General features: G+C 68.5%; 20 protein-coding genes. 8 read left to right on the forward strand and 12 right to left on the reverse strand.

From position 1 onward, the window contains the following. Positions 1-40: 40 nt before the first annotated feature. The 5 genes from KI385_RS40985 to KI385_RS41005 all read right to left on the reverse strand — a co-directional run bounded on the left by KI385_RS40985 (position 41) and on the right by KI385_RS41005 (position 5,745). A complete protein-coding gene (locus KI385_RS40985) occupies positions 41-1,318 on the reverse strand; it encodes a glycoside hydrolase family 183 protein (protein WP_238577069.1) in 1,278 nt (425 codons plus the stop codon). Positions 1,319-1,647: 329 nt separating this feature from the next. Further along, positions 1,648-2,361 (reverse strand): C39 family peptidase, encoded by a 714-nt coding sequence (locus KI385_RS40990; RefSeq protein WP_238577070.1) that lies wholly within the window; start codon positions 2,359-2,361, stop codon positions 1,648-1,650. 180 nt (positions 2,362-2,541) lie between these two features. Beyond that, positions 2,542-3,540 (reverse strand): ArsR/SmtB family transcription factor, encoded by a 999-nt coding sequence (locus KI385_RS40995; RefSeq protein WP_238577071.1) that lies wholly within the window; start codon positions 3,538-3,540, stop codon positions 2,542-2,544. A gap of 249 nt (positions 3,541-3,789) precedes the next feature. Next, positions 3,790-4,500: a trypsin-like peptidase domain-containing protein gene (locus KI385_RS41000; protein WP_238577072.1), complete on the reverse strand. Its 711-nt coding sequence runs from the start codon at positions 4,498-4,500 to the stop codon at positions 3,790-3,792. Between the two features lie 660 nt (positions 4,501-5,160). Further along, positions 5,161-5,745: a TetR/AcrR family transcriptional regulator gene (locus KI385_RS41005; RefSeq protein ID WP_238577073.1), complete on the reverse strand. Its 585-nt coding sequence runs from the start codon at positions 5,743-5,745 to the stop codon at positions 5,161-5,163. A 71-nt stretch (positions 5,746-5,816) separates the two neighbouring features. Here KI385_RS41005 and KI385_RS41010 point away from each other — a divergent pair, with 71 nt between their 5' ends. Next, positions 5,817-6,647: a class I SAM-dependent methyltransferase gene (locus KI385_RS41010; protein WP_238577074.1), complete on the forward strand. Its 831-nt coding sequence runs from the start codon at positions 5,817-5,819 to the stop codon at positions 6,645-6,647. A gap of 165 nt (positions 6,648-6,812) precedes the next feature. Here the strand turns inward: KI385_RS41010 and KI385_RS41015 are convergent, their stop codons facing one another. After that, positions 6,813-7,220, reverse strand: coding sequence for a DUF3224 domain-containing protein (locus tag KI385_RS41015; protein WP_238577075.1), 408 nt, complete (start codon positions 7,218-7,220; stop codon positions 6,813-6,815). Between the two features lie 103 nt (positions 7,221-7,323). On the opposite strand from KI385_RS41015, the gene KI385_RS41020 reads away from it, so the two are divergent. Then, positions 7,324-8,295 (forward strand): helix-turn-helix transcriptional regulator, encoded by a 972-nt coding sequence (locus KI385_RS41020; RefSeq protein WP_238577076.1) that lies wholly within the window; start codon positions 7,324-7,326, stop codon positions 8,293-8,295. 254 nt (positions 8,296-8,549) lie between these two features. Here KI385_RS41020 and KI385_RS41025 read toward each other — a convergent pair whose 3' ends face one another. The 3 genes from KI385_RS41025 to KI385_RS41035 form a co-directional block, all read right to left on the reverse strand. Continuing rightward, positions 8,550-10,331 (reverse strand): tetratricopeptide repeat protein, encoded by a 1,782-nt coding sequence (locus KI385_RS41025; protein ID WP_238577077.1) that lies wholly within the window; start codon positions 10,329-10,331, stop codon positions 8,550-8,552. After that, complete coding sequence (locus tag KI385_RS41030) at positions 10,328-10,606, reverse strand: tetratricopeptide repeat protein (protein WP_238577078.1); 279 nt, start codon at positions 10,604-10,606, stop codon at positions 10,328-10,330. Before KI385_RS41030 ends, KI385_RS41025 begins: the two co-directional genes overlap by 4 nt. 368 nt (positions 10,607-10,974) lie before the next feature. Next, the gene (locus KI385_RS41035) at positions 10,975-11,571 is read right to left on the reverse strand and encodes a dihydrofolate reductase family protein (RefSeq protein ID WP_238577079.1); all 597 of its coding nucleotides are present in this window, start codon (positions 11,569-11,571) and stop codon (positions 10,975-10,977) included. On the opposite strand from KI385_RS41035, the gene KI385_RS41040 reads away from it, so the two are divergent. The 4 genes from KI385_RS41040 to KI385_RS41055 all read left to right on the forward strand — a co-directional run bounded on the left by KI385_RS41040 (position 11,570) and on the right by KI385_RS41055 (position 14,811). Beyond that, the gene (locus KI385_RS41040) at positions 11,570-12,235 is read left to right on the forward strand and encodes a DUF6192 family protein (RefSeq protein ID WP_238578053.1); all 666 of its coding nucleotides are present in this window, start codon (positions 11,570-11,572) and stop codon (positions 12,233-12,235) included. The two genes, KI385_RS41035 and KI385_RS41040, sit on opposite strands and share 2 nt — an antisense overlap. An 87-nt stretch (positions 12,236-12,322) precedes the next feature. Beyond that, positions 12,323-13,324, forward strand: a complete 1,002-nt coding sequence (locus KI385_RS41045) for a DUF1259 domain-containing protein (RefSeq protein WP_238577080.1) — start codon at positions 12,323-12,325, stop codon at positions 13,322-13,324. A gap of 164 nt (positions 13,325-13,488) precedes the next feature. Then, a complete protein-coding gene (locus tag KI385_RS41050) occupies positions 13,489-13,953 on the forward strand; it encodes a GNAT family N-acetyltransferase (RefSeq protein WP_238577081.1) in 465 nt (154 codons plus the stop codon). A gap of 174 nt (positions 13,954-14,127) precedes the next feature. Next, positions 14,128-14,811 (forward strand): cysteine hydrolase family protein, encoded by a 684-nt coding sequence (locus KI385_RS41055; protein WP_238577082.1) that lies wholly within the window; start codon positions 14,128-14,130, stop codon positions 14,809-14,811. Between the two features lie 519 nt (positions 14,812-15,330). On the opposite strand, the gene KI385_RS41060 is transcribed toward KI385_RS41055, so the two are convergent. Beyond that, a complete protein-coding gene (locus KI385_RS41060) occupies positions 15,331-15,669 on the reverse strand; it encodes a hypothetical protein (protein WP_238577083.1) in 339 nt (112 codons plus the stop codon). A 197-nt stretch (positions 15,670-15,866) separates the two neighbouring features. Further along, entirely contained in the window at positions 15,867-16,487 is a 621-nt protein-coding gene (locus KI385_RS41065) for a PadR family transcriptional regulator (RefSeq protein WP_238577084.1), read from the reverse strand. A 111-nt stretch (positions 16,488-16,598) separates the two neighbouring features. Between KI385_RS41065 and KI385_RS41070 the strand changes: the two genes are divergently transcribed. Next, positions 16,599-17,798 carry an FAD-dependent monooxygenase gene (locus KI385_RS41070; RefSeq protein WP_238577085.1) on the forward strand — a complete coding sequence of 400 codons (1,200 nt, stop codon included), beginning with the start codon at positions 16,599-16,601 and terminating at the stop codon, positions 17,796-17,798. 577 nt (positions 17,799-18,375) lie between these two features. Then, complete coding sequence (locus KI385_RS41075; RefSeq protein ID WP_238577086.1) at positions 18,376-18,825, forward strand: nuclear transport factor 2 family protein; 450 nt, start codon at positions 18,376-18,378, stop codon at positions 18,823-18,825. A 289-nt stretch (positions 18,826-19,114) separates the two neighbouring features. Here KI385_RS41075 and KI385_RS41080 read toward each other — a convergent pair whose 3' ends face one another. Beyond that, on the reverse strand, positions 19,115-19,732 hold the full coding sequence (locus KI385_RS41080; RefSeq protein ID WP_238577087.1) for a hypothetical protein: 618 nt from the start codon (positions 19,730-19,732) through the stop codon (positions 19,115-19,117). Between the last annotated feature and the right edge of the window lie 285 nt (positions 19,733-20,017).

The following is a 20,017-nucleotide window of genomic DNA, read 5'->3' on the forward strand; positions in this document are numbered from 1 at the left end:
TCCGGCCGGCGGCTACGGCGTTGGCCCCTGTGCCATTCGATTACGGGTTGATGCCGTCGTACTGCAGTACCCAGTAGGGCGGCTCGTTCAGCTTTCCGTTCCACTGCGACACGATCAGGGTGAGGGATGTGGCGCTTGCGCTGCCGGGGTGGATGTAGCCGCCGTAGAGGTACGGGGTCTGCGGCTTGCCCCAGTGGCTCGCCGGCCATGTGTTGTTGCCGACGATCTGAGGAGTGGGAGCGGTCCATGCGGCATCCGGCCGAGGGGCGGTGCGCGTACAGATCGAATAGTCGTCCACGTCGAAGTAGCTCATGCAGTAGGTGTTGCCGATCCGTTTGACGGAGAACTCGCCGATTCTGTTTCCGGACAGGATGGCCGACGGTGCGGCCGAGGTAGTCCACTGCCAGGAATTGTTGACGTAGGCCCAATTCTGCTGGGCTCCGAAGTTTCCGTCGCGGAAGTCGTTCGGCTGAATACGGAACAGCTGGATTGCTCCGCCATCGCCCGTGTTGACGTGAGTGCCGTTCCAGCGCTTCGAGAAGATGTACAGCCAGCCGTCGGGGTCGATGCCCGCGAACGACCACATTCCATACATGGACTGGTTCGTCCCTTGGGTATCACCGGGCCAGTGATAGGGGTAGTCGTTCCAGGTCACGCCGTGGTCGTCGGAGTAGGCGACGCCGGACATCAGCGAGCCGTCGTAACCAGCGGGCGGCTCCCATGTGGCGACGGACGTGTACTGGATGTAGGTGCGACCGCCGAACTCGATGCAGTCGTTGGGGATTCGGCTGATCTCGTCGCCGTAGCCATTGTTCTGCCTGTGCTGATAGTCGAACAACTGACGGGCGCGGCCGCCGGTGGGCTGCGCCCAGGTGAACGAGATCGGTGTGGCGCCGGAGGAGTCGAAGCTTGCCTGGTTCAGCATCACGGGGGACCCGATGTATTCGTCGGTCTGCTGGATCCCGGTCCACGAGTCACCGAAGACGTAACCCCATGAGCTGTCGTGCTCTCGGTAGTACGGAATGGCCAGGTCACCGGACCCGAGTCCCTGAGCGCTTGCCGAGTCGCCAGGCTGGTCACACAACGGCGTACCGCGTTGGAGAAGTCGCGCATTCTTCTTGTTCCCGGTGGCAGGTGGCCTGGCGTTGTCGCGGGTGGCTGCCGCGGCAGGAGCGGCGCCGAGCAGACCTGCGCCCAGGGCAAGGCCCACGCCGGCCTTGAGCGCTGACCGGCGGGTGGCCGGGCGGCGGTCCGGCTGCGATGGGGTGGAGGGGGTAGACGGGGTGGAGGGGGTAGACGGGGTGGAGGGGGTGGGCATTGATCGTTCCTCCGTGTGTGTCGGGCTTCGGAACTCGGAGCGTGCCGCTGGGCGCCCATGGCCGGTTGGACTCTCCGCCGTGACGAGCCTTCTTGTACTCGCCCGCTGGCGGGACGTTATGGATGTGCGGGAGGGGGCGATTCGGTATCAGGGGGCGCGTTCGGAAAACGATGCGGATGTCGGCTGGAACGCCCGTCTTGTTCGTCGCTTGACACGCGCCGCCGCCCGTTCCGCTGGAGGCCGTTGATGCGACAGCGACGCGTGCCTACGCCGCCCTGGTCCGGTCCGCGGACACGGGCGCCGTACGCGAGGTGGTCCCCCTGGACCGGTCAGGCGGTGTAGCCCTTCGGCGGGATCAGTGTGGCGAGCTGGTCGAAGGAGAGCCAGTAGATCTGGTTGCCGCTGAAGGAGGCGGGGTCGGCTATGAGGACGGTGCGGTTCGCGTCGTCGTAGCCGATGACGGTGAAGTAGTGGTAGATCGTCTGGTCCGAGGGGTAGCCGGGAGGCTGGTTGCCGGGCGCGGCGACAATGTTGGCCACCACCGGGTAGTTGTGGTCGATGTCCGCGACGATGTCGTTCCACAGCAGGTCCCTCTGAGCCTGGGTGGGCGGGTCGTCCGGCATCTCCTTGGTCTCGTACCAGCCCGTGCCGAGATTCGCGTTGAGTACGCCGGTGACCTGGCCGATGTGGCCGGTGCCATCCTCGGTGGTGCCGAGCTGCGCGGCCAGATCGGCCTGGCTGGGCGGGGCGATGCGCGCGGAGAGCGCGATACGTGTGGAGGCCGGGCCGCACCAGTAACCGGTCTCCTGGACCTGGTAGTCGACCTGCAGTGTGTGTGCATCCGCGGTGCGCGCGGGGGCGATCTTCAGCCGGGTGCCTGGCTGGTGGTGTCCGCTGACGACGGCCGTACCGGCCTTCGAGCCGTGGGCGAGCACGGACACGGACGGGGTGCGCGGTGTGGGCTTCGCCTGGGCGATGCCGGGGGAGACCAGAGCTCCGACGGCGGCGACGGCGATCGCGGTGGACATAAGTCTTCTGCGCATGACGGCTCCTGGAAGGTGTGGGCCTTGCGGGAAGAAACGGCCCCGGGGAAGACGCGGCCGTGTGACAGCAGGGCCAGCGTGGTTCCTGGCCCGCGGCAGGTGCAAGCGATGAAAGTTCAGGCTTACCACCGGACTTGGGCTCAGCCTTGTCACCGGATGTGGAGGGGCGGTGTGCTCCGGCTATTCCAGGCCCGCCCGCTCCGCGGTGCTCAGCAGGGCCCGCCCTTCCGCGGTCGCGACGTGGAAGGACCGTCCGGCCTTGCGGACGGTGGTGACCAGGCCTGCCGCGCGCAGCACGTTCATATGCTGGCTGATGGCGGGGTGGGTGACGTCCAGGAGGCGGGCGACCTGGACGGTGGAGCAGCCGGTGCGGGCCGCGCGCAGTATGGCCGCACGGGTGTGGCCGAGCAGTGGTCCCAGGGGCCCTGAGCCTTCTGTGGGGCGGCCGTTGGGGACGGGACTGGCCCAGTCCGTGGCGTGATGGATGGGATAGACCAGGACGGGTGGCAGCTCCGCGTCGGCGAGCGTGATCGGTGTGGGCCAGCAGAAGAACGACGGCTGAAGGATGAGGCCCCGGCCGCGCAGGCACAGTTGCTGGTCGACGGGGTATGTGACTTCCAGTACGGGCGACCTCCAGCGGAACTGCGGCCCGAGACCGGCCAGTAGTCCCTCGGTGCCACCGTCGAGCAGGCTGTGCAGCCGGATGGCGCGGTCGGCGTCGACATGGGCGGCGATGCGCCGCCAGAACGGCGCGAGCGCCTCCAGGTGGTAGGTGTGGACGGCCAGGCCCAGCCGACGCAGGGTATCGACGTCGCCACAGGCCAAAGACCCTGCCCAACTGGGGAGTTGGAGCGAGGCGGCCAGCTGCGTCAGATCGGTGCGCAGCCGCGGGCGGGGAGTGCTCAGCAGGGTGTCGACGGCCGCCTGCAGCGTGCCGCGGTCGCCGGACGTAGGAGTGAGGAAGTCCGGTGAGTAGCCTCGGGGCGGCAGCAGGGAGGACAGCAGTCGGCAGCTGTCCGAGAGTCGCGGCCGCGCCCACTGGCGCCACTCGCCGAACACCCGGGCGCCGTCCCGCCGTTGCAGGGTCTGCACGCTGTTGCTGATCTCCCAGAGGAAGTCCGGTCCCGGGGCCACCCGAACCCGCGCCAAGTCCTCGGACGTGAAGTGCACCCGCAACATGGTCGCTCCATCGAGAGTGAAGGTGTGCTGATGCCGGCCACGGCTGTGCCTGTCGGAGGGGTGAGCGCGCGGCAGCAGGGGGGCGATGGCCCGGACGCCGCTGGCTGCACCCCGTGATGTCCGTGCGGGGCGCGTACTGCTACCGCTTGGCGGCCTGGTCCCGCCCGGGGGAGTTCCCCGGGCGGGGGAGCCGTCACCGGCCCGTGCCGACGAGATGACGAGGCAGGGCCCGTGGGCTCTCGGAGCGGTTCAGGACGCGAGGTGGAAGCCGGCGCCGACTCCGCCGTTGGCTTTCATCTCGTCGATGATGCTCAGGATCGGCGAGCTGTGCTGGGCGCCCCACGCGTTGCCGACCAGCGTCTGGCCGGCGACGACGGGGGAGCCGGAGTCACCGCCGTCGGTCCAGACGAGATGGGTGAACCAGATTCCGTGGGTGCCCAGCTTTATGCCGCAGGTGAGGCCGGTCCGGTGGCCTTGCTTGCACATGCGGGTTCCGTTGGCGGGCGGGGCTCCGATCGACGTGATGGTCACTCCGCCGACGGTGTTGGTGGGAGCGACCCGGCTCTCGTCCAGCTTGATCACCGCGTAGTCCAGGCCCTTGGGGCCGGTGTTGAGCAGGTTGTTCGGCGTGCTGACGTAGGTCACCGTGCCGATGGGCCCCGTCTCGAGGTCGGGGCGGCTGTCGGGGATCGGAGCCGGGGCGGCGGCTGTCCCCGCGGGCGAGGTGTCCCGGTAGACCTTTTCACCGACCAGCTTGTTGCCCTGCTCGTCTATGAAGCAGTGGGCGTTGGTCAGGCCCACCAGGTTGCCGGCCGAGTCGCGGCCGACCGCGGTGAGGGTGCAGACGTAGTAGCCCTTGTGCTCCTCCGGGGTCGGCTGCAGCCGGAAGATGATTCCGGTGCCGCCTCCGATGGCCGTGCGCGTATCCGCGCTCGCGGACGGGGCTGCGACGAGGGACATACTCGCCAGGAGGACAGTGAGACCAAGGGCGCGTAACACACGTAACATGCGATCACTTCCCGTGTGAGGTTGGGGTCGGCGGGGCCGGAAACAAGGACGACGGCTCTGGCCGGCCACCTAATCGACTAGAACTATTTTCTAGTTTCTATCACGCGGGCGTTACGAATTACAGGCCGCTTCGTGTTTGTTTCCTGGGGCGGCCGCACGGCGGGGTGGATACGAGGGGTGGATCCGCAGACGGGGGTGGCGAAGGTCGCCTGACATCCGGGGGTGGTGTGCTACCGCGTACCGTCAGCTGGAGGGGGCCGGCCCGCGGTCGGCCGCCGGAAGCGTGGCGGTCCGATCCCGCTATCGGCGCCGCGGCCAACTCCCGTTCCGGCAGCGCTCCTGACAGCCACCGGGCGTCCGGAATCTCCGCAGTCCAACACGGCATCTGCATGCCAGGATCAGTGAGAAACCGCGGGTTGCGGAATTCCGTCCGCAGCGGAGGTTCAGGTCCGCGGATTCTCTCCGGCCGGCGACGTCGACCAGATCGGCTGTCGCCGGGCGAACTACCGGGGGACGCACGCGTCCTATGCCAAGTGGGCCTCGGGCCTTGCTGATTGAACTTGTGTCCTCAGTGGGCATTGCTTGCTGCTGGGCCGTTCATGGCAGCGGTTCTTACGTGACGCCGGCGATGACCGTGGTCACGACCTTGCGGACGGCTCCGGCCTCCGGCGGGGTGCCTTTCCGGTCGGCGAAGAGCATGTGTCCGGTCCCGATCAGCGTGGGAGCGAGGGTGTCGACGTCGGCATCCGCCGCGATGCGGCCCAGTTCGCGCTCGGTGGTGAGGTAGGAGGCGATCATGGCCGTAGCTTCCATGAGTACCGGGATGCCGGTCGGTGTGGTCCGGCGGAGCCGGGCGCGCAGGTCATCCCGGGAGGTGACGAGGCCGACGATCGCCACAGCGACCGCTCCGAACAGGTCCGTCAGGGCGCCGGTGAGGTTGTCGGCGACGGTGCCGGTCCCGGCGGAGTTGCGCAGGTCGGCGGCCTGACTGTCGATCCGGCCGATGCGGTCCAGCACGAGCTCGGCGAGGAAGGCGTCGAAGTCGGTGAAGTGCCGGTGCAGGACGCCCTTGGCGCAGCCTGCCTCTGTGGTGACCGCCCGGCTGGTCAGCGCGCTCGGCCCGTCCTGGAGCAGGACGCGCTCAGCGGCGTCGAACAACTGCTCGCGTGCGTCGCGGATGGCTACCCCTGTCGGCACCGTGCATCCCACCTTCGCTTGCTGGGCCCGCCCGGTTGACGAGTGGGCATGTGCCCATTGATAGTGGGCGCATGCCCACTATACCGCCGGAGCGAGCACCCATCTCCGAACACAAGCCTCATGAACGCGGACAGGTAGCGGTGTCGTTCGGCTCGGATGCCGAACGCTACGACCGGGCCCGGCCCCGCTATCCCGCAGAAATGGTGGACCGGATCGTCGCCGGCAGCCCCGGCTCCGACGTCCTCGACGTCGGCTGTGGCACCGGAATTGCCGCCCGGCAGTTCCAGGCGGCCGGCTGCAGGGTGCTCGGGGTGGAGCCCGACGCGCGGATGGCCGACCTGGCGCGACAGCTCGGGGGCGAGGTGGACGTAGCGACGTTTGAAGCCTGGGACCCGGCCGGCCGGGAATTCGATGCGGTCGTCGCCGGCCAGGCCTGGCACTGGATCGACCCTGTTGCGGGAGCGGCCAAGGCCGCGCAGGTGCTGCGGGCCGGCGGCCGACTGGCAGCGTTCTGGAACGTGTTCCAGCTTCCGCCCGAGGTGGCGGAAGCCTCCGCCGCGGCCTACCGGTGGGTGATGCCCGACTCGCCGTTCAACGTCCAGGCGATGACGAAGCAAGCCCTGGACGGGTACCAGGTGTTGTTCACCAAGGCCTCCGACGGGATCCGGGAGGTGGGCCGGTTCAGCGCCCCGGAGCAGTGGCGATTCGACTGGGAGTGGTCCTACACCCGGGACGCGTGGCTGGACCAGATGCCGACCCATGGCGCCCTCACCCAGCTTCCGCCGGACAAGCTGGCGGAGGTGCTGGAGGGCGTCGGAGCCGCTATCGACGCGATAGGTGGCAGCTTCACGATGCGTTACACCACGGTGGCGGTCACCGCGGCGCGAACCGACGCCACCTGACCCGGCGCTACGGTCTCTCCGGATTTGCGAGCTCCTGCGCCGTTTCGACCTGATGCCACGCCTGGTGGCCAGCCACGACCGGTAGTCACGACTGTGAGTTCCTGAAGATCATTGCGAGGCTGTTGGGTTTATCGCGCTGGTCGAGGAACTCGCAGTCGCCTACGGTCAGTTCAGGTTGTAGTCGAAGGTGTACGGGACAGTTGGTTCACCCTGCTTGGCGGTGAAACTGCCGGTGCCGCTGAGGGTGGCCAGGTCGCCGCTGCCTGATCCTGGTACGACCTCGAAGGTGCAGTGCACAGAGCCGTCGGCGTCGAACGAGCCGCGCTCCTCCACGGCGAAGCTGCCCTCTCGCCCGTCGAGGCTGCCGGCCAGCAGCTCCATGCCGGTGAACGTACCTGTCTTCTCCGAGACATAGACGATGGTGTACTCGCAGGTGGTCTCGGCAGCCGTGATGCCCCCGACGAAGGTGTTGGTGACGGAGGCATGGGCGAGTCGGGGACTCGCCTCGCTCGGGCTGATGGTGCGTTCCTCCCAGTTGGCGAAGGTGAAGTGGCCGGTCGTACGCGCGGGCATGGATGTCCTCTCGATCGGCCGCAGGAACTCTTCCGTACGGCGTGTGACGAGCCTGACTGCTGTACCTGACATCTCCTGTCAGGTACAGCAGGACAATGGCTCCATGCGTGCCGACCGGCTTCTCTCCCTGCTTCTGCTGCTCCAGAACCGCGGGCGGATGACCGCCCCTGAGCTCGCCGCTGAACTGGAGGTATCCGTCCGTACGGTCTACCGGGACATCGAGGCGCTCAGCCTGTCGGGCGTCCCGGTCTGCGCGGATCGCGGTCCTGCGGGCGGCTACCGCCTCATGGACGGGTATCGCACGCGACTGACCGGGCTCACCGATTCCGAGGCCGGATCGCTGTTCCTCGCCGGAGCGCCAGGTCCGGCGCGTGATCTGGGCCTCGGCGCGGCGCTGGCGACCGCTCAGCTGAAGTTGCAGGCCGCGCTGCCGGACGAACTGGCCGACCGGACACGGCGTATTCAGCACCGGTTCCACCTGGACGCACCGGCATGGTTCCGGGACGCCGACCCGGTCCCGTATCTTGCGCCCATCGCCCAGGCGGTGTGGGAGCAGCGTGTGCTGCGTACCCACTACCGACGGTGGAACGGTGAGGTGCACCGGGATCTGCACCCGCTCGGCATCGTCCTCAAAGGCGGTGTCTGGTACCTGGTGGCGATGGCGGACGAGGACCTGCGGACCTACCGAATATCGCGGGTCCTGGCCGTGGACACCACGGGGGAAGGATTCGAGCGGCCGGCCGGCTTCGATCTCGCCGCCTACTGGGAGCAGTCCTCACAGCGCCTGGAAGCCGCGATGCGTCAGGGGACCGCGCGACTGCGGATCTCCCCTCGCGCACAGAGGCTGCTGCCCGCGCAGTTCGGTGCGGCAGGCGCACGGGCCCTGGACGGAGCCGGACCGCCGGACGACGAGGGCTGGGTGGAGGTGGAGATGCCGGTCGAGGCGCAAGCCGTTGCAGTCAGCGATCTGCTCAGGCTGGGCGTTGAGGCAGAGGTACTCGGTCCGCGCGAGCTACGGGAGGCGATGGCCCAGACCGTGGCCGAACTGGCACACCGGTACGCAGCCTCGCCCTGAGCCGCGCCTGGACTGTCGCCGCACCTGGCCTTGTCCCTGACGCGCGCCCCGGAGAACGCCGGGAAGACAGGCGAAAGTACGTCAACGGCAGGCTCGAGTCGCGCGGCCGCGCCTGCGGGGAGATCCACTCCTGACCGCGCTCGACCTGTGTCAGGGGCGAGCCGCTCCGCCCGCTTCCGCCGAGCCGATACGCTCAAGGCGCGCTACAAGGCCCGTCGGCCTGGGGAGAATCCCCGGCCGACGGGTCTTTCGCGTTACCAGCACCCGTTCGCGGCAGCGCGCACGATCCGTACGACCTCCTCGGTGCCGACTCCGGGACGGTCGAGGGCGTCCAGCTCCTCAACGCCCTCCACGCCCGCCTGCCGCAGATGGGCGCGGGCCGCCTCGGCGTCGCCCTGACGGGCAGCCACCTGGGCGTACAGCCGGTGCGCCGTCCGGTGACGGGGGCTCCGTTCCAGGACCACGTCGAGCTGCTCACGGCACTCGTCGTCCGCTTCCCGCTCGCAGAGCAGCTCGGCCAGCTCGATCCGGGGATCGAAGAGCGAGGTGAGCATGAACCCCGAGTAGCGGGACTGGACATAGCCGTGGATGTCGACGGCCGTACGCAGCCAGGTCACCGCGTCGTCGAGCCGCCCGAGCTCGCGAAAGGTGCGTCCGAGCCAGTACGCGCCCTCCGGGACGTCCTCCTCGTACGCCAGTCGCAGCAGGGGCTCGGCCTCGGCGGCGTCGCCGCGCAGGAGCAGCGCGCGGCCGGCCTTGAAGGCGGGCATGCCGTGTCCCGCCTCGGCGGCCTGCCGCCACAGCCGGAGGGCCTCCTGCTGGTCGCCGTAGTCGTCCGACCGGTCGGCGCACCACCAGGCCGCCGACCCGCTGCCGAGTCGGGCGGCCCGGCGCAGCCAGCGCTCGGCGCCGGCCTCGTCGTCCATGTCCAGGTACAGCTGGCCCAGTTCGTCCGTTGCCTCCGGGGCGAGGTCGGGGCTCTCGGTGGCCGGTCGGTAATGCTCCAGCAGACGCTCGGGCCGGGTCCCCATGCCCTTCAGCGTCCGCCCGAGAGCCAGACCTGCCCCGGCGTGACCGGCCGCGAAGGCCCGCTCGTACCACGCGATGGCCTCCGGGAGATCCCGCTTGTGGGCAAGGAGGTCGGCCAGCTCGGTGGCGGCCTCGGCGTCGCCGGCTTCGGCGCGGGGGCGCAGGGCGAGCAGGCGGGACTCGTCGTCCGGGGCCAGCACATTGTCCGGCTCGTCGCGAAGTTCATCGATGTGTTCGAGCTGCTTCTCGTAGCCCTTGTGCGCCGACCGCTCGATCCATGCGTACGCCTCGTCCAGGCGGCGCTGGCGCTTGTAGAGCAGACCGAGGTTCCACTGCGCGGTCCCGTCGCCGCCCTCCGCCGCCTTGAGGTACCACTCCTCCGCCGCCGCTGTCTCGCCGCGGTTCTCACGGAGGACGGCGAAGACGCGCGTTCCGCGCAGGCTTCCCCGTGCATGGGCACGGAGGAGCAGGGCGTCCGCCTCGTCGAAGCGGTCCTGTTCCCGTTCGATCAACAACGCATGATCGACCAGGGCGTGGTCGCAGCCCAGCTCCGCGGCCTCTTCGTAGAGCGCTTCGGCGTCGGCGACCAGCCAGGGGTAGGCGCGGAAGATTTCCTTCTCGTACAGCAGGTCCTCGAGGGCGTCGAACGCCTCCTCGGCGTCCTCGGCCTCCGCCAGCTCGTCCTCGTACTCGATGAGTTTGTCCTCAGCCGCGTCCATGGCGTCCAGGGCGTGGCGAGCGATGTGATCGCCCGCGTCGGCCGCCTCCCACAGCTGTTCGCGGGCCTCCTCCTTCCGGCCGCTTCGAGCCAGCAGCACCGCACCGTTGGTCTTGCAGGCAAGGCTGCCGAGGGCCGCGCCGCGGCGGTACCACTCGGCGGCCCCGGCCAGGTCTCCGCCCTCCTCCAGGAAATTCGCGAGACCGAAGGCGCAGTCGCCGTCGCGCTCCGCGGCGGAGCGGTACCAGCGCTCGGCCGTCTCCCCTTCACCGCGGTCCTTGGCTGTCACGGCCCGCTTCCGGGCGGCCGTGGCGACGCCCTTCCCCAAGCTCCTAATGAGCAGGGGAGACCCCAACCGGCGCCGCGCTCCAGCCACGGCACGGCCTCGTCGACCCGGCGGGTGGCGATGAGCAACTCGCCGTAGGCCGCGGCGGCTTCCGGGTTGCCGGACTCGGAGGCGGCGGACAGTAGCGGCTCGGCGGCGTCGTGGTCGTGGGCGTCGAGCAGCCGCCGCCCGTCGGCGAGGAGTTCTTCGGTGCTCTGGGCCGGGAGGTCGGCGCTCAACGGCTTTCCCTTTCTGGGGAGATGGCGTGCCGCGCCCGCCGGGAGCGAGCGGTCCCCGAAGCCTAAAGGGTGCCTGACCAGGCCTGTTACGGAGGGCCTCCGGCTCGGCGTACCGCATTACGGCGAGCCGCCCCAGCCCTCGACGAACAACCGCAGGGTCCGCCTGGCGCTGCTCTTCCTCGGCTGCGAGCTGTTGGGCAAGGACGGTTCGGTCGACGTACGGTTCGACGGCGACGAGGACCCATCGCTGAAGCTCAGCTGGATCAAGGGCTTCGACCCCGAGGTAGGCAGCCCCGGCCCGTGGCCCTTAACCGGCCTTCTCCGACCCCAGCCGCAAGGTAGCCCCGGTGCCCCCGCCGCCTCCCGACCTACCCTCCGGCGACCGGCCGATAGGTGCACACATGCACGCCCGTACCGCTGGTGACAGTCGAGACCAGCTCGAGCGTACGCAGCGCTCCGTCGTCGGGGAAGATCGTCTTGCCGCCGCCGAGGATCACAGGCATGAGCATGAGCCGGAGCTCGTCGACCAGGCCCTCGCGCAGGAGGGTGCGCACGAGCGTGGGGCTCCCCATGACCAACAGGTCGCCGCCGTCGGTCTCGTGCAGCTCCCGGATGCGGGCGACGGCCTTGTCGCCGGGGATGCGCGTGCTGTTGTCCCACGTCAGCTCGTCGTCGCCCAGCGTCTCGGACACGACGTACTTCGGGATGGCGTTCATCCGGTCGGCGAAGGGGTCGCCGGCTCGCTCGGGCCACGCCGCGGCCATCGTCTGCCACGTGCGGCGCCCGAACAACAGCGCCTCGGCGTTGCTCAGCGCGTCGACGAAGGCACCGCCCACCACGTCCGGATCGAAGAACGTGTGCGACCAGCCACCGTGGGCAAAGCCACCGTCGGTGTCCTCGCCGGGCCCGCCTGGTGCCTGCACGACGCCGTCCAAGCTCATGAACTCACTGATCACGATGCGCATGGGACTCGCTCCTCTTTTCTTCCTCGCTCGGGGGATACGTCGATGCAGACTGTCACCCCGCTCCAAAATCATCGAGCCCACTCGATCCCGCGGTGGTGCTGTAGAGCACATAGCTGTACGCACAGTCGTATGTCGCTCCGACTGCGGCCGCAGGCGTCGAACAGCGCGCGGGCGACTTGGGTGCACGTCTACGTCCGACGATGTTCCTTTCAACCGACGGACCGGTCAGCGCTGTTGGACCCCGGACACGGCGAAACGCCTGGTCGGTCAGCGGGTGGAATGTCGTCCAGTCACAGTTGAGAACAGGACCAAGGCCGTCACTCCTCACCGCAACAGATGGAGAGCCATCCCATCCTGCTATGGGAGTCGGACACGGCGTCCCTGCGGTTGTTGCCCAGCCGTGCGCTCGAACTCATCGGTTGTGCCGCGAGAGACGTTGAAGTGCCGTCAGCCACCGCCTTCAAAACACCTACTTGGTGAATGTCCTACGTTCAGGGGTGGGTCCGGACCGGTCATTTGTAGGACCGCTGGAAAGCTGTCGGTTCGATTGACCACCCATCGGCCTTTCGCCGTGGCCGAGTTCGGCGGTGCGATAAGCGGAGTACTGCTTGCCGGCAGTCATGTTGAGGGCTGCTTGGCGTCGTGGGCGGGGGTCTGGGACTGATTCCTTAGCCCACCTGGCCCCAACCGGTGACGATGACGACGTTGACTCCAGCCCGCCGTGTTTCCATCTCGTCATGGAGGTGCTCACATGATGGCCGAAGACCGACAGCAGGACAGTTACCCGCACGCGGGTACGCCGCGGCGGCGCATGCTGGCCGCGGCCGCCCTGGCTCCGATGCTGGCCGGGACGCCGGCCCCCGCTCGCGCCCTGCCCACCCGGACGGCCGAGGTGAAGAGCCACAGGCTGGTCGAGCCGGTTCCCACTGCCCTATCGGACTGGGAGCACGTCGCCAACACGCTGGGCCGGACAGGCGATATGAAGCGAAAGGCGATGTATCACACATCCCTTCCACGCCGGGACCTCCGGGTGTGCTCCCGCCGCATCGTCGTCAAACCGGCGCTCGCCCTCGGTTCGCACGTGTCCTTCATCCGTTACGCCGACAAAAGCACGCTGGTGATGGGCGATGTGGTGGTCACCGAGCACGAACTGCAGCCATTCACCGATGCCCTGCACGAGCACAAGATCGGGCAGACCGCGATCCACAAGCACCTCCTTTCCCAGACCCCCGACATCTGGTGGATCCACGTCCATGCACACGGCCACGACACCGTGGCTCTGGCCAACGGCCTGCGTGCAGCGTTCGACCGTACCGGCACCCCGCCCCCACTACCGCCGACCCCGCAACAGTCCGTCGACCTGGACACCGCCGGCATCGATGCCGCGCTGGGAGTCAAGGGCTCCCTCGACGACGGCATCTACAAGTGCATCTTCGTGCGCCGCGAGAAGATCAGCGACGGCAACCTGGTACTACCCCCGGGACTGGGATCGACCAGCGCGTTCAACTTCCAGCCGTTGGGCGGCGGGCGGGCCGCGATCAGCGGCGACTGCGCCATGATCGCCAAGGAAGTTCAAGACGTCCTGGTGGCCCTGCGGCGTGCCGGGGCCGAGCTCGTCGAGCTCCACAACCACGGTTTGACGGACGAACCCCGCCTGTTCTTCACCCACTTCTGGGCCGTGGGCGACGGCGTCAAGCTCGCCCGGGCCCTGCGCCCCGCGGTGGCAGCCACCAACGTCGTGCCGGCCGGCTGACCACCGCGCAGGCAGCGGGCCCGACCCGGCGGACCACGTCTGAGCCTGTCCGCGGTCATCTCCACGGACAGTGAGACGGCAAGCGCCCCCGCGCCTGTACCGACCGGCCTGAGACGCAGGGAAAACGGGAGCGGGAGAAGACTCGGGTGCGCGAGAATCTTCCGATGACCACAGACGTCCATGTACGCCAGGCCCGCGCCGCTGACGCTCCCGTTCTGGCCCGGCTGCGCTGGGCGTTCAAACAAGAGGATCACGAAGGAGATCCTTCCGCGCCTGTTCGATCCGTAAGACAGGCCGAGCAGTGGCTCCAGGAGCGGCTGGCCGGCGGAAGTTGGCTGGCCTGGGTGGCGGAAAGCGGTGGAGAGATCTGCGGGCATGTCTTCCTCCACCTCGTGGAAAGAGTGCCGGATCCCTACGAGGACAACACCCCTGTCGGCTACGTGACGAACTTCTACGTGGTTCCTGGGCACCGCAATCGCGGGCTCGGGGCCGCCCTCCTTGAGGCCGTGCGACAACACGCTCGGGGGAGATCCATGGACGCCCTCATCGTCTGGCCGTCCGAACGCAGCGTCCCGCTCTACCGCCGAGCCGGGTTCCAGCCCTCCGCCGACCTGCTGGAAGCACGATGAACCAACGACGGGCCCAGGAGCTCGACGGCTGAACGGCGACACCGCCACCCTGCGCAACGACCACCGCCGCATCGTCGACTCCAAGACCTGGGGACGGCACGGTGGGTGTCACGGTCACTGGGGCCACCACCACAAACCTGTCCGCCCCGGGCCCCGACTGACGGGAGCACCGCCGTGCACAACACCGAGAGTCTCGTCCACGCTTGGCGCATCGACGACCGGGAGTACCGGCGTCAGGAGGAGCGCCGCGGCCGCCGGTTCGCATACACGAGCTTCGAGCCCACCCGCACGGCGCTGGTCGTGGTCGACATGGTGCCGTTCTTCGTCGACGCCAACCCCTACGCCCGCGGCATCGTCCCGAACATCCAGCACCTCGCCGACCGCCTTCGCACCGCTGGCGGAACCGTTGCGTGGGTCCTGCCCGCCCGCACGGAACGCACACCGGTCGGCGACGAATTCCACGGCCCCGAAGCGGCCGAGATGTTCCGCAACTCCGGCGGCAGCGGCCCGCTTCCCGGCCGGCTGTGGCACGGCTTCACCCTCGGCAGCGACGACGTCCTCATGGAGAAGTCCGCGCCCAGCGCCTTCTTTCCGGGGCGCTGCCCGCTCCCTGAACTTCTGCAGGAGCGCGGGATCGACACCGTCCTGATCACAGGCACGGTCACGAACGTGTGCTGCGAGTCCTCGGCCCGCGATGCCTGGACACTCGGCTACCGGGTCGTCCTGGTCGCGGACGCCAACGCCACCGGCCGCGACCAGGACCACAACGCCACCTTGCACACCGTCTACCGGTCCTTTGGCGATGTACGGTCCACGGCGGCGGTACTGGCCATGCTTGAGGAGCAGGTGACTGCGTGACTGTTCTGGCGACGCCTGCACGCTCCTCACGAGGGCTCCCGCGTACCCCCTTCAACCCCCGATTCGGGGCCGTTGGGCTACGCCGTGGCACAGGACTTGGCCTGGGCGAGCATCTTCTGCACGCACTCGTCGGAGTGACTGGACGAGTAGACGGCCTTGTACAGAGCGTCGCTGGTGTCTGTCGGCCTTTCGCGCCGTTGATGCACAGGTTGAGGGCCCCCGCGTACACGGCGTCGGTCCACCGGCGTGACCACCGGACCATTCGCGCGCAGCAGCAAGTCCGCCAGCTCGAGCGATGCGTCACGACGTGTGTGCAGGCACGCTGAGAAGTCGTTATGACGCCGAAGCGAACGCTTCCCGCTGGCCATCGTGATACAGCGGACTCACCTCCGACGGCGGTCTTGGGGCTGGTGAAACTCGCGCTCTGGTCAGCGCAAAGGATCACGCCAAGACCGCCGTTCACGCCTGCCGAACTCCCTGGTGAGTGGCGCCGTTAGAGGTCAGTCACACTGAGCAGGCTCAGCATTCGGATACCCGGTCAGGGGACACCACACCGTCGTCGCTCATGATCTCGGTACTGTCGTCGATGTAGCCGGACCCGCCGTCGTACGACACCTTGTAACTCCCGCCGTAACCAAAGCCTTTGGCGTCTACTTTGCCCGGCACGTGGCACTCGACCGTCACCGTCATCAGTGTCGTCAACTTGCCCACTGGTGCCTGGCCTCTCGGATCTGCGGACGGCCACACGGACACGTTGCCGTAGTTCCCGATCTTGCCTTCAACACCACATCCGGCTAACGCCGCCACCGCGAACACGACGGCTCCCACCGGCAGTGCGACACGCCTGTTGAGTTTCACCCCGTACGTCCTCCCCGTTAGTACTGCCAAGTTGCGGCAGGCAGTAATTGTGGGTGCGGTGAACTGGGTGGGACAAGACCGCCTTGTCGCACTGCGGCCGTGCCTCGTCTGCATCTCGGTTCATGGCGGGCACACCTGCCGCATCCAGCGGCCGGTGACCTGGCGAGCAGCTCAGGCTCGGACGATGAAGAACGAGCTCAATCGGCCGAGGGTGTCTCGTAGCGTTCCGCGAAGGCGACGAGCAGTTCCGGGGACCAGGTCAGGTCGCCGTTCCGGAGGTCGCTGATTACTGCCCGGACCCAGCGTTCCTCGGCGACGACCATGGCGTGCACGTATTCGTTCTCGATGAGAGTCACGCGCGGGAGGCCGGAACCGGCGTCGACGGCCTGGCACGCCTCCAGGTCGGTGCGTTGTGCGGCGAGGCGCTCCGCGCGCTTTTCCAGCACTTCCAACGCCTCGGCCGGGGTGAGCATGGGCACGTTGGAAAGCGCGGCCGGGAAGACCGGGAACTCGCTCTTGGGGACGGCCAGCATCTGCTCCAGCCACTGGCGGGCGACGGCGCGGCCTTCCGCGGTGACCTCATAGACCGTGCGCTCGGGGTACTGCTGGTCGCGCTCGGTCTGACGTACCGCGATCAGTCCGCCTGCGTGCAGCCGCTCGATGGTGCGGTACAGCCCTGCCCGCTGGCCGACGTTGACCACCTGCTCCTTGCCCCACTGCTTGATCAGTTGCTGGAGGCCGTACGGGTGCAGCGGTCGGTAGTGCAGCAGCGCCAGCACGGTCAGGCCGAGCGGCGAGCTCTTCACGGGAGCGGTCATGTCGGTAAGTCTAGTGGGGACGAAACTAGTTGCACTGAGACTAGGTGCAGTGCAACTATGAGTGGGCCGGGCACGCGGCCCGGCGCGAGCGAATCCACAGTGGGAGGGGTCATGAATATCCACGACGGGCAGGGCGTCAGCACCGGCGTACGGACGGCATTGGTCATCGGGGGCGGGGTGGCAGGTCCGGTGATGGCACTCGCGCTGGGCAAGGCGGGCATCACGGCCACGGTCCACGAGGCGTACCCCACAGCGGCGGACGGCGTCGGCGCCTGGCTGGCTCTGGCCCCCAACGGCCTGGCGGCACTGCGGACGATCGGCGCCGACAAGGCGCTGGAGGCCATCGGCCAGCCGGTGCCCGGCGTGGTGATGGCGGACGGCGCCGGACACCGCACGGCCGGCTTCGGCGGGTTCACCGAGCTACCCGCGAGCCTGGCGATGCCCCGCGCCGCGCTCTTCCGGGCGCTGACCGATCACGCGGTGGCGGAGGGCGTCCACTTCGCCTACGGCAAGCGGCTGGTGAGCGCGGAGGAGACCCCCGACGGTGTCACCGCCCACTTCGCCGACGGTACGTCGGCGACCGCCGACATCCTGATCGGCGCCGACGGCATCCGCTCCACCGTCCGTACCCTGATCGACCCGCAGGCACCCGATCCGGAGTACGGCGGCGTGCTGAGCTTCGGAGGCCACGCCACGGACAGCGGAGTGGAGGCCGAGCCCGGCACGATGTACTTCGCCTTCGGCCGCACCTTCATCGGCTACTGGCAGGGCCCGGACGGGCAGTTGATCTGGTTTGCCGGGCTGCCGACCGACACACCGCCGGGTCCGGCCGAGCTGGCGCAGGTGCCGGCCGCCGAGTGGCTGGCCAAGCTGCGCGAGGTCTACGCGGGCCATGTCCCGGGTGAGCGGCTGCTGCGGCACACCGATCCCGAACGACTGATCACAGTCGGCCGGATGGAACGCATGCCGTCGGTGCCGCACTGGCACCGCGGCCGCATGGTGCTGGTGGGCGATTCGGCGCACGCGCCCTCCTCCAGCTCCGGGCAGGGCGCCTCGCTGGCCATCGAGAGCGCGGTCGAACTGGCCCGCTGTCTGCGTGACCTGCCCACGCCTACCGAGGCGTTCGCCGCCTACGTCGGCCTGCGCCGCCCTCGGGTGGAGGCGATCGGACAGAACGCGGCCGCCGCCAACAAGATAAAGGCCGGCAAGACCGAGGCGGCAGCTGTCACCTTCCCCACCCCCGAGGAGATGTTCCGCCCGCTGTACTTCCATCGCATCGACTGGGAGCAGCGCGTCACCGTCACCGCCTGACGGCCGGCGTTGCTGTGGTGGAGTGTCAGGGTGCCGAGAGGGGCGGCGGTGTGTCCGGACGCTGGTGCGGGTTCGTCAACGCCCGGGACGGCGCCGGCACGCGCCGGGAGCAGGTCGGCGCCGGGCGGCGGCAGCGTGTTGGAGACACCGCGCCGGTCGAGGAACCGACGCTCCCCCCAGCGGGCCCTCGTCAGGCCGACTGAACGGGTGCAGACAGCCTTCGAACACCGCACCCGCGTCGAGCGGGCACCGTGGACATGCCGGAGGGCGGCCACGGCGACACCGTGTGCCCGCCCTCCGGCACTGAAATCAGGTGCTGTTGCGCCTGGCCTTGATGTTCTGGATCGTCTCTGCGGCCGGCGTGCCGGTCGCGATGGTCATAGCGGCCGATCGGCTCACGGCCGATGGGTGTAGTGGGGCCGATGGGACGCTGCTTCGCAGCACCCTCCCTGCCGTATCAGGCAGCTCTTGCCCTGCCGGCGGGCTCCGGAGACCGTCAATTACTCGGCAGGTAATCGACGTTTCGCGGGGCCTGGCACAGGATCATCCGTGCATCACCAGGGGAGAGGACCCAACCATGTCGAGTACCACCGACCGCACCCGAGCTGTCGTAGAGGAATATCTTCGCCGTGCCGCAGAAGGGGACCCGGAACGTATCGCCGCCGTCTACGCGGAGAAGGTCGACTGGATGGTGGCCGAGAATCCGCGAGTGCCGTGGATTCGCCCCCGTTCTACTCGTGCTGATGTCGCGGGCCACTGGCTTGACCTGGCCGCGCACACGGTCCCGGGCCGAGGCGCTTTCTCGATCGACACGATCGTGGTCGAGGGCACAGAGGCAGTGCTGACAGGTCACCTCTCAGGAACGGTACGGGCCACCGGGAAGACTTTCGAAGGGCCCTTCGCACTGCGGCTGTCCGTGGAAGACGGGCTGATCACCCGGCACCATGTCTACGAGAACAGCCTCTCGGTCGCCGAGGCCTGCACCCCCGATGGTGGACACCATCAAGCTGGCGGCCCTGGCCGGTAACGCGCGCCGGCTCATGTCGGGCGAGCGGGGCCCGTTTCCGCAGAAGGCCGAAGCCCGGACAGCGCCGAGCCGGTCCGGGAGCCGTTCGTCCTGATGCTCGGTGAGCACGTGGGCGCAGGACTGGCGGTATCAGGTACGGATATTCATGCGTGGGGCCGTTGGCATTGGTTACTTTGCGCGGGTGCCTACGAACTCGACACCACAGCAGACCACTGCCGGAAGGAGGGGCTGGTCCGCCGCTCGAGGCGTACCAGCCACGCCGGCCTTGCTGGAGGTCGTCCGGGAAAAGTCAGGCTGTGCGCCTCCAGATTTCTTTCCAACGCTCGGCCCTGGCAGCGAGCACGACCCGGTCGACATCCGACTGCTGCGAGCTGAGGCTCACCCCGCATCGTGCGCACAGCCGGTACACGTGGTAACCGCTGCTCCAGGCAGTTGTCCCTGCGTCGCTGCCACAAGCTCGACACACACAGGACGCTGCCGTGGCCGGAACCGTGGAGCGCAACACGCGTTCCACCACGGTGGGAAGCAGGTCCGTCGGGTGAAACTCGGGGTCGGGGCAGTAGGCCAAGCTGCCTTGTGAACCGCGTCCCTGATCTCGCCAGCTGCCATGTGCCGTCGGATGGCGGCGCCCGATGGCCTTCTCCTGCCGGCGGCGGGCTATGAACATGGCCTCATCCGCCAGCCAAAGGCGGCGGGCCGCGTGGAGTTCCTCCACCGCGCGGACCAACGATGCCGGGTCCTCCTCCAGCTCGACCGGGATCCGGGCGCTGCGGCACAAGTGATGGTAGGTCGCGCGAAAACCGTAGGGAGCGAAGCTCTCCACGCATGTGCGCAAGGCGGCATGGCGAGCGCGAACCGGACGACGTGCGTCGTGGATGCGCTGGCGATGCGTCTCAAAGCTGGCCATCGAGTGAGGCTACGATCCGGCCGATCGACGCGCATCCGACTATCAGCGGCGAGGGCGATCTTGCCCTCGAACCATCGGGCCTGGCTGAGCGCTTCGTACGACCACCGGGTTCAACGACCGGCCGCCGATGCGGCCGCCTCCCGCCCCAGTTGCCGGCCCGCCCTGCTCCGTGCTCAACCTCGACGACTGGGACGAAATCTGGAGTGTGCCCCTCGAAAGGCTCAAGAGCGAGGTGATCGAGGCGGCCGCACAGCTCCTGAAGCAGCAACCACCGGCTGGGCGCGC

The organism is Streptomyces inhibens, assembly GCF_022221585.1.
GTDB classification, from domain to species: domain Bacteria; phylum Actinomycetota; class Actinomycetes; order Streptomycetales; family Streptomycetaceae; genus Streptomyces; species Streptomyces inhibens.

What these genes read in the sequence shown, in the direction of transcription:
- KI385_RS40985 (WP_238577069.1), bottom strand. Translation starts at nt 1,318, where the DNA reads ATGCCCACCCCCTCCACCCCGTCTACCCCCTCCACCCCGTCTACCCCC.
- KI385_RS40990 (WP_238577070.1), bottom strand. Translation starts at nt 2,361, where the DNA reads ATGCGCAGAAGACTTATGTCCACCGCGATCGCCGTCGCCGCCGTCGGA.
- KI385_RS40995 (WP_238577071.1), bottom strand. Translation starts at nt 3,540, where the DNA reads ATGTTGCGGGTGCACTTCACGTCCGAGGACTTGGCGCGGGTTCGGGTG.
- KI385_RS41000 (WP_238577072.1), bottom strand. Translation starts at nt 4,500, where the DNA reads ATGTCCCTCGTCGCAGCCCCGTCCGCGAGCGCGGATACGCGCACGGCC.
- KI385_RS41010 (WP_238577074.1), top strand. Translation starts at nt 5,817, where the DNA reads ATGCCCACTATACCGCCGGAGCGAGCACCCATCTCCGAACACAAGCCT.
- KI385_RS41015 (WP_238577075.1), bottom strand. Translation starts at nt 7,220, where the DNA reads ATGCCCGCGCGTACGACCGGCCACTTCACCTTCGCCAACTGGGAGGAA.
- KI385_RS41020 (WP_238577076.1), top strand. Translation starts at nt 7,324, where the DNA reads ATGCGTGCCGACCGGCTTCTCTCCCTGCTTCTGCTGCTCCAGAACCGC.
- KI385_RS41040 (WP_238578053.1), top strand. Translation starts at nt 11,570, where the DNA reads ATGGGACTCGCTCCTCTTTTCTTCCTCGCTCGGGGGATACGTCGATGC.
- KI385_RS41035 (WP_238577079.1), bottom strand. Translation starts at nt 11,571, where the DNA reads ATGCGCATCGTGATCAGTGAGTTCATGAGCTTGGACGGCGTCGTGCAG.
- KI385_RS41045 (WP_238577080.1), top strand. Translation starts at nt 12,323, where the DNA reads ATGATGGCCGAAGACCGACAGCAGGACAGTTACCCGCACGCGGGTACG.
- KI385_RS41050 (WP_238577081.1), top strand. Translation starts at nt 13,489, where the DNA reads ATGACCACAGACGTCCATGTACGCCAGGCCCGCGCCGCTGACGCTCCC.
- KI385_RS41065 (WP_238577084.1), bottom strand. Translation starts at nt 16,487, where the DNA reads ATGACCGCTCCCGTGAAGAGCTCGCCGCTCGGCCTGACCGTGCTGGCG.
- KI385_RS41070 (WP_238577085.1), top strand. Translation starts at nt 16,599, where the DNA reads ATGAATATCCACGACGGGCAGGGCGTCAGCACCGGCGTACGGACGGCA.
- KI385_RS41075 (WP_238577086.1), top strand. Translation starts at nt 18,376, where the DNA reads ATGTCGAGTACCACCGACCGCACCCGAGCTGTCGTAGAGGAATATCTT.
- KI385_RS41080 (WP_238577087.1), bottom strand. Translation starts at nt 19,732, where the DNA reads ATGGCCAGCTTTGAGACGCATCGCCAGCGCATCCACGACGCACGTCGT.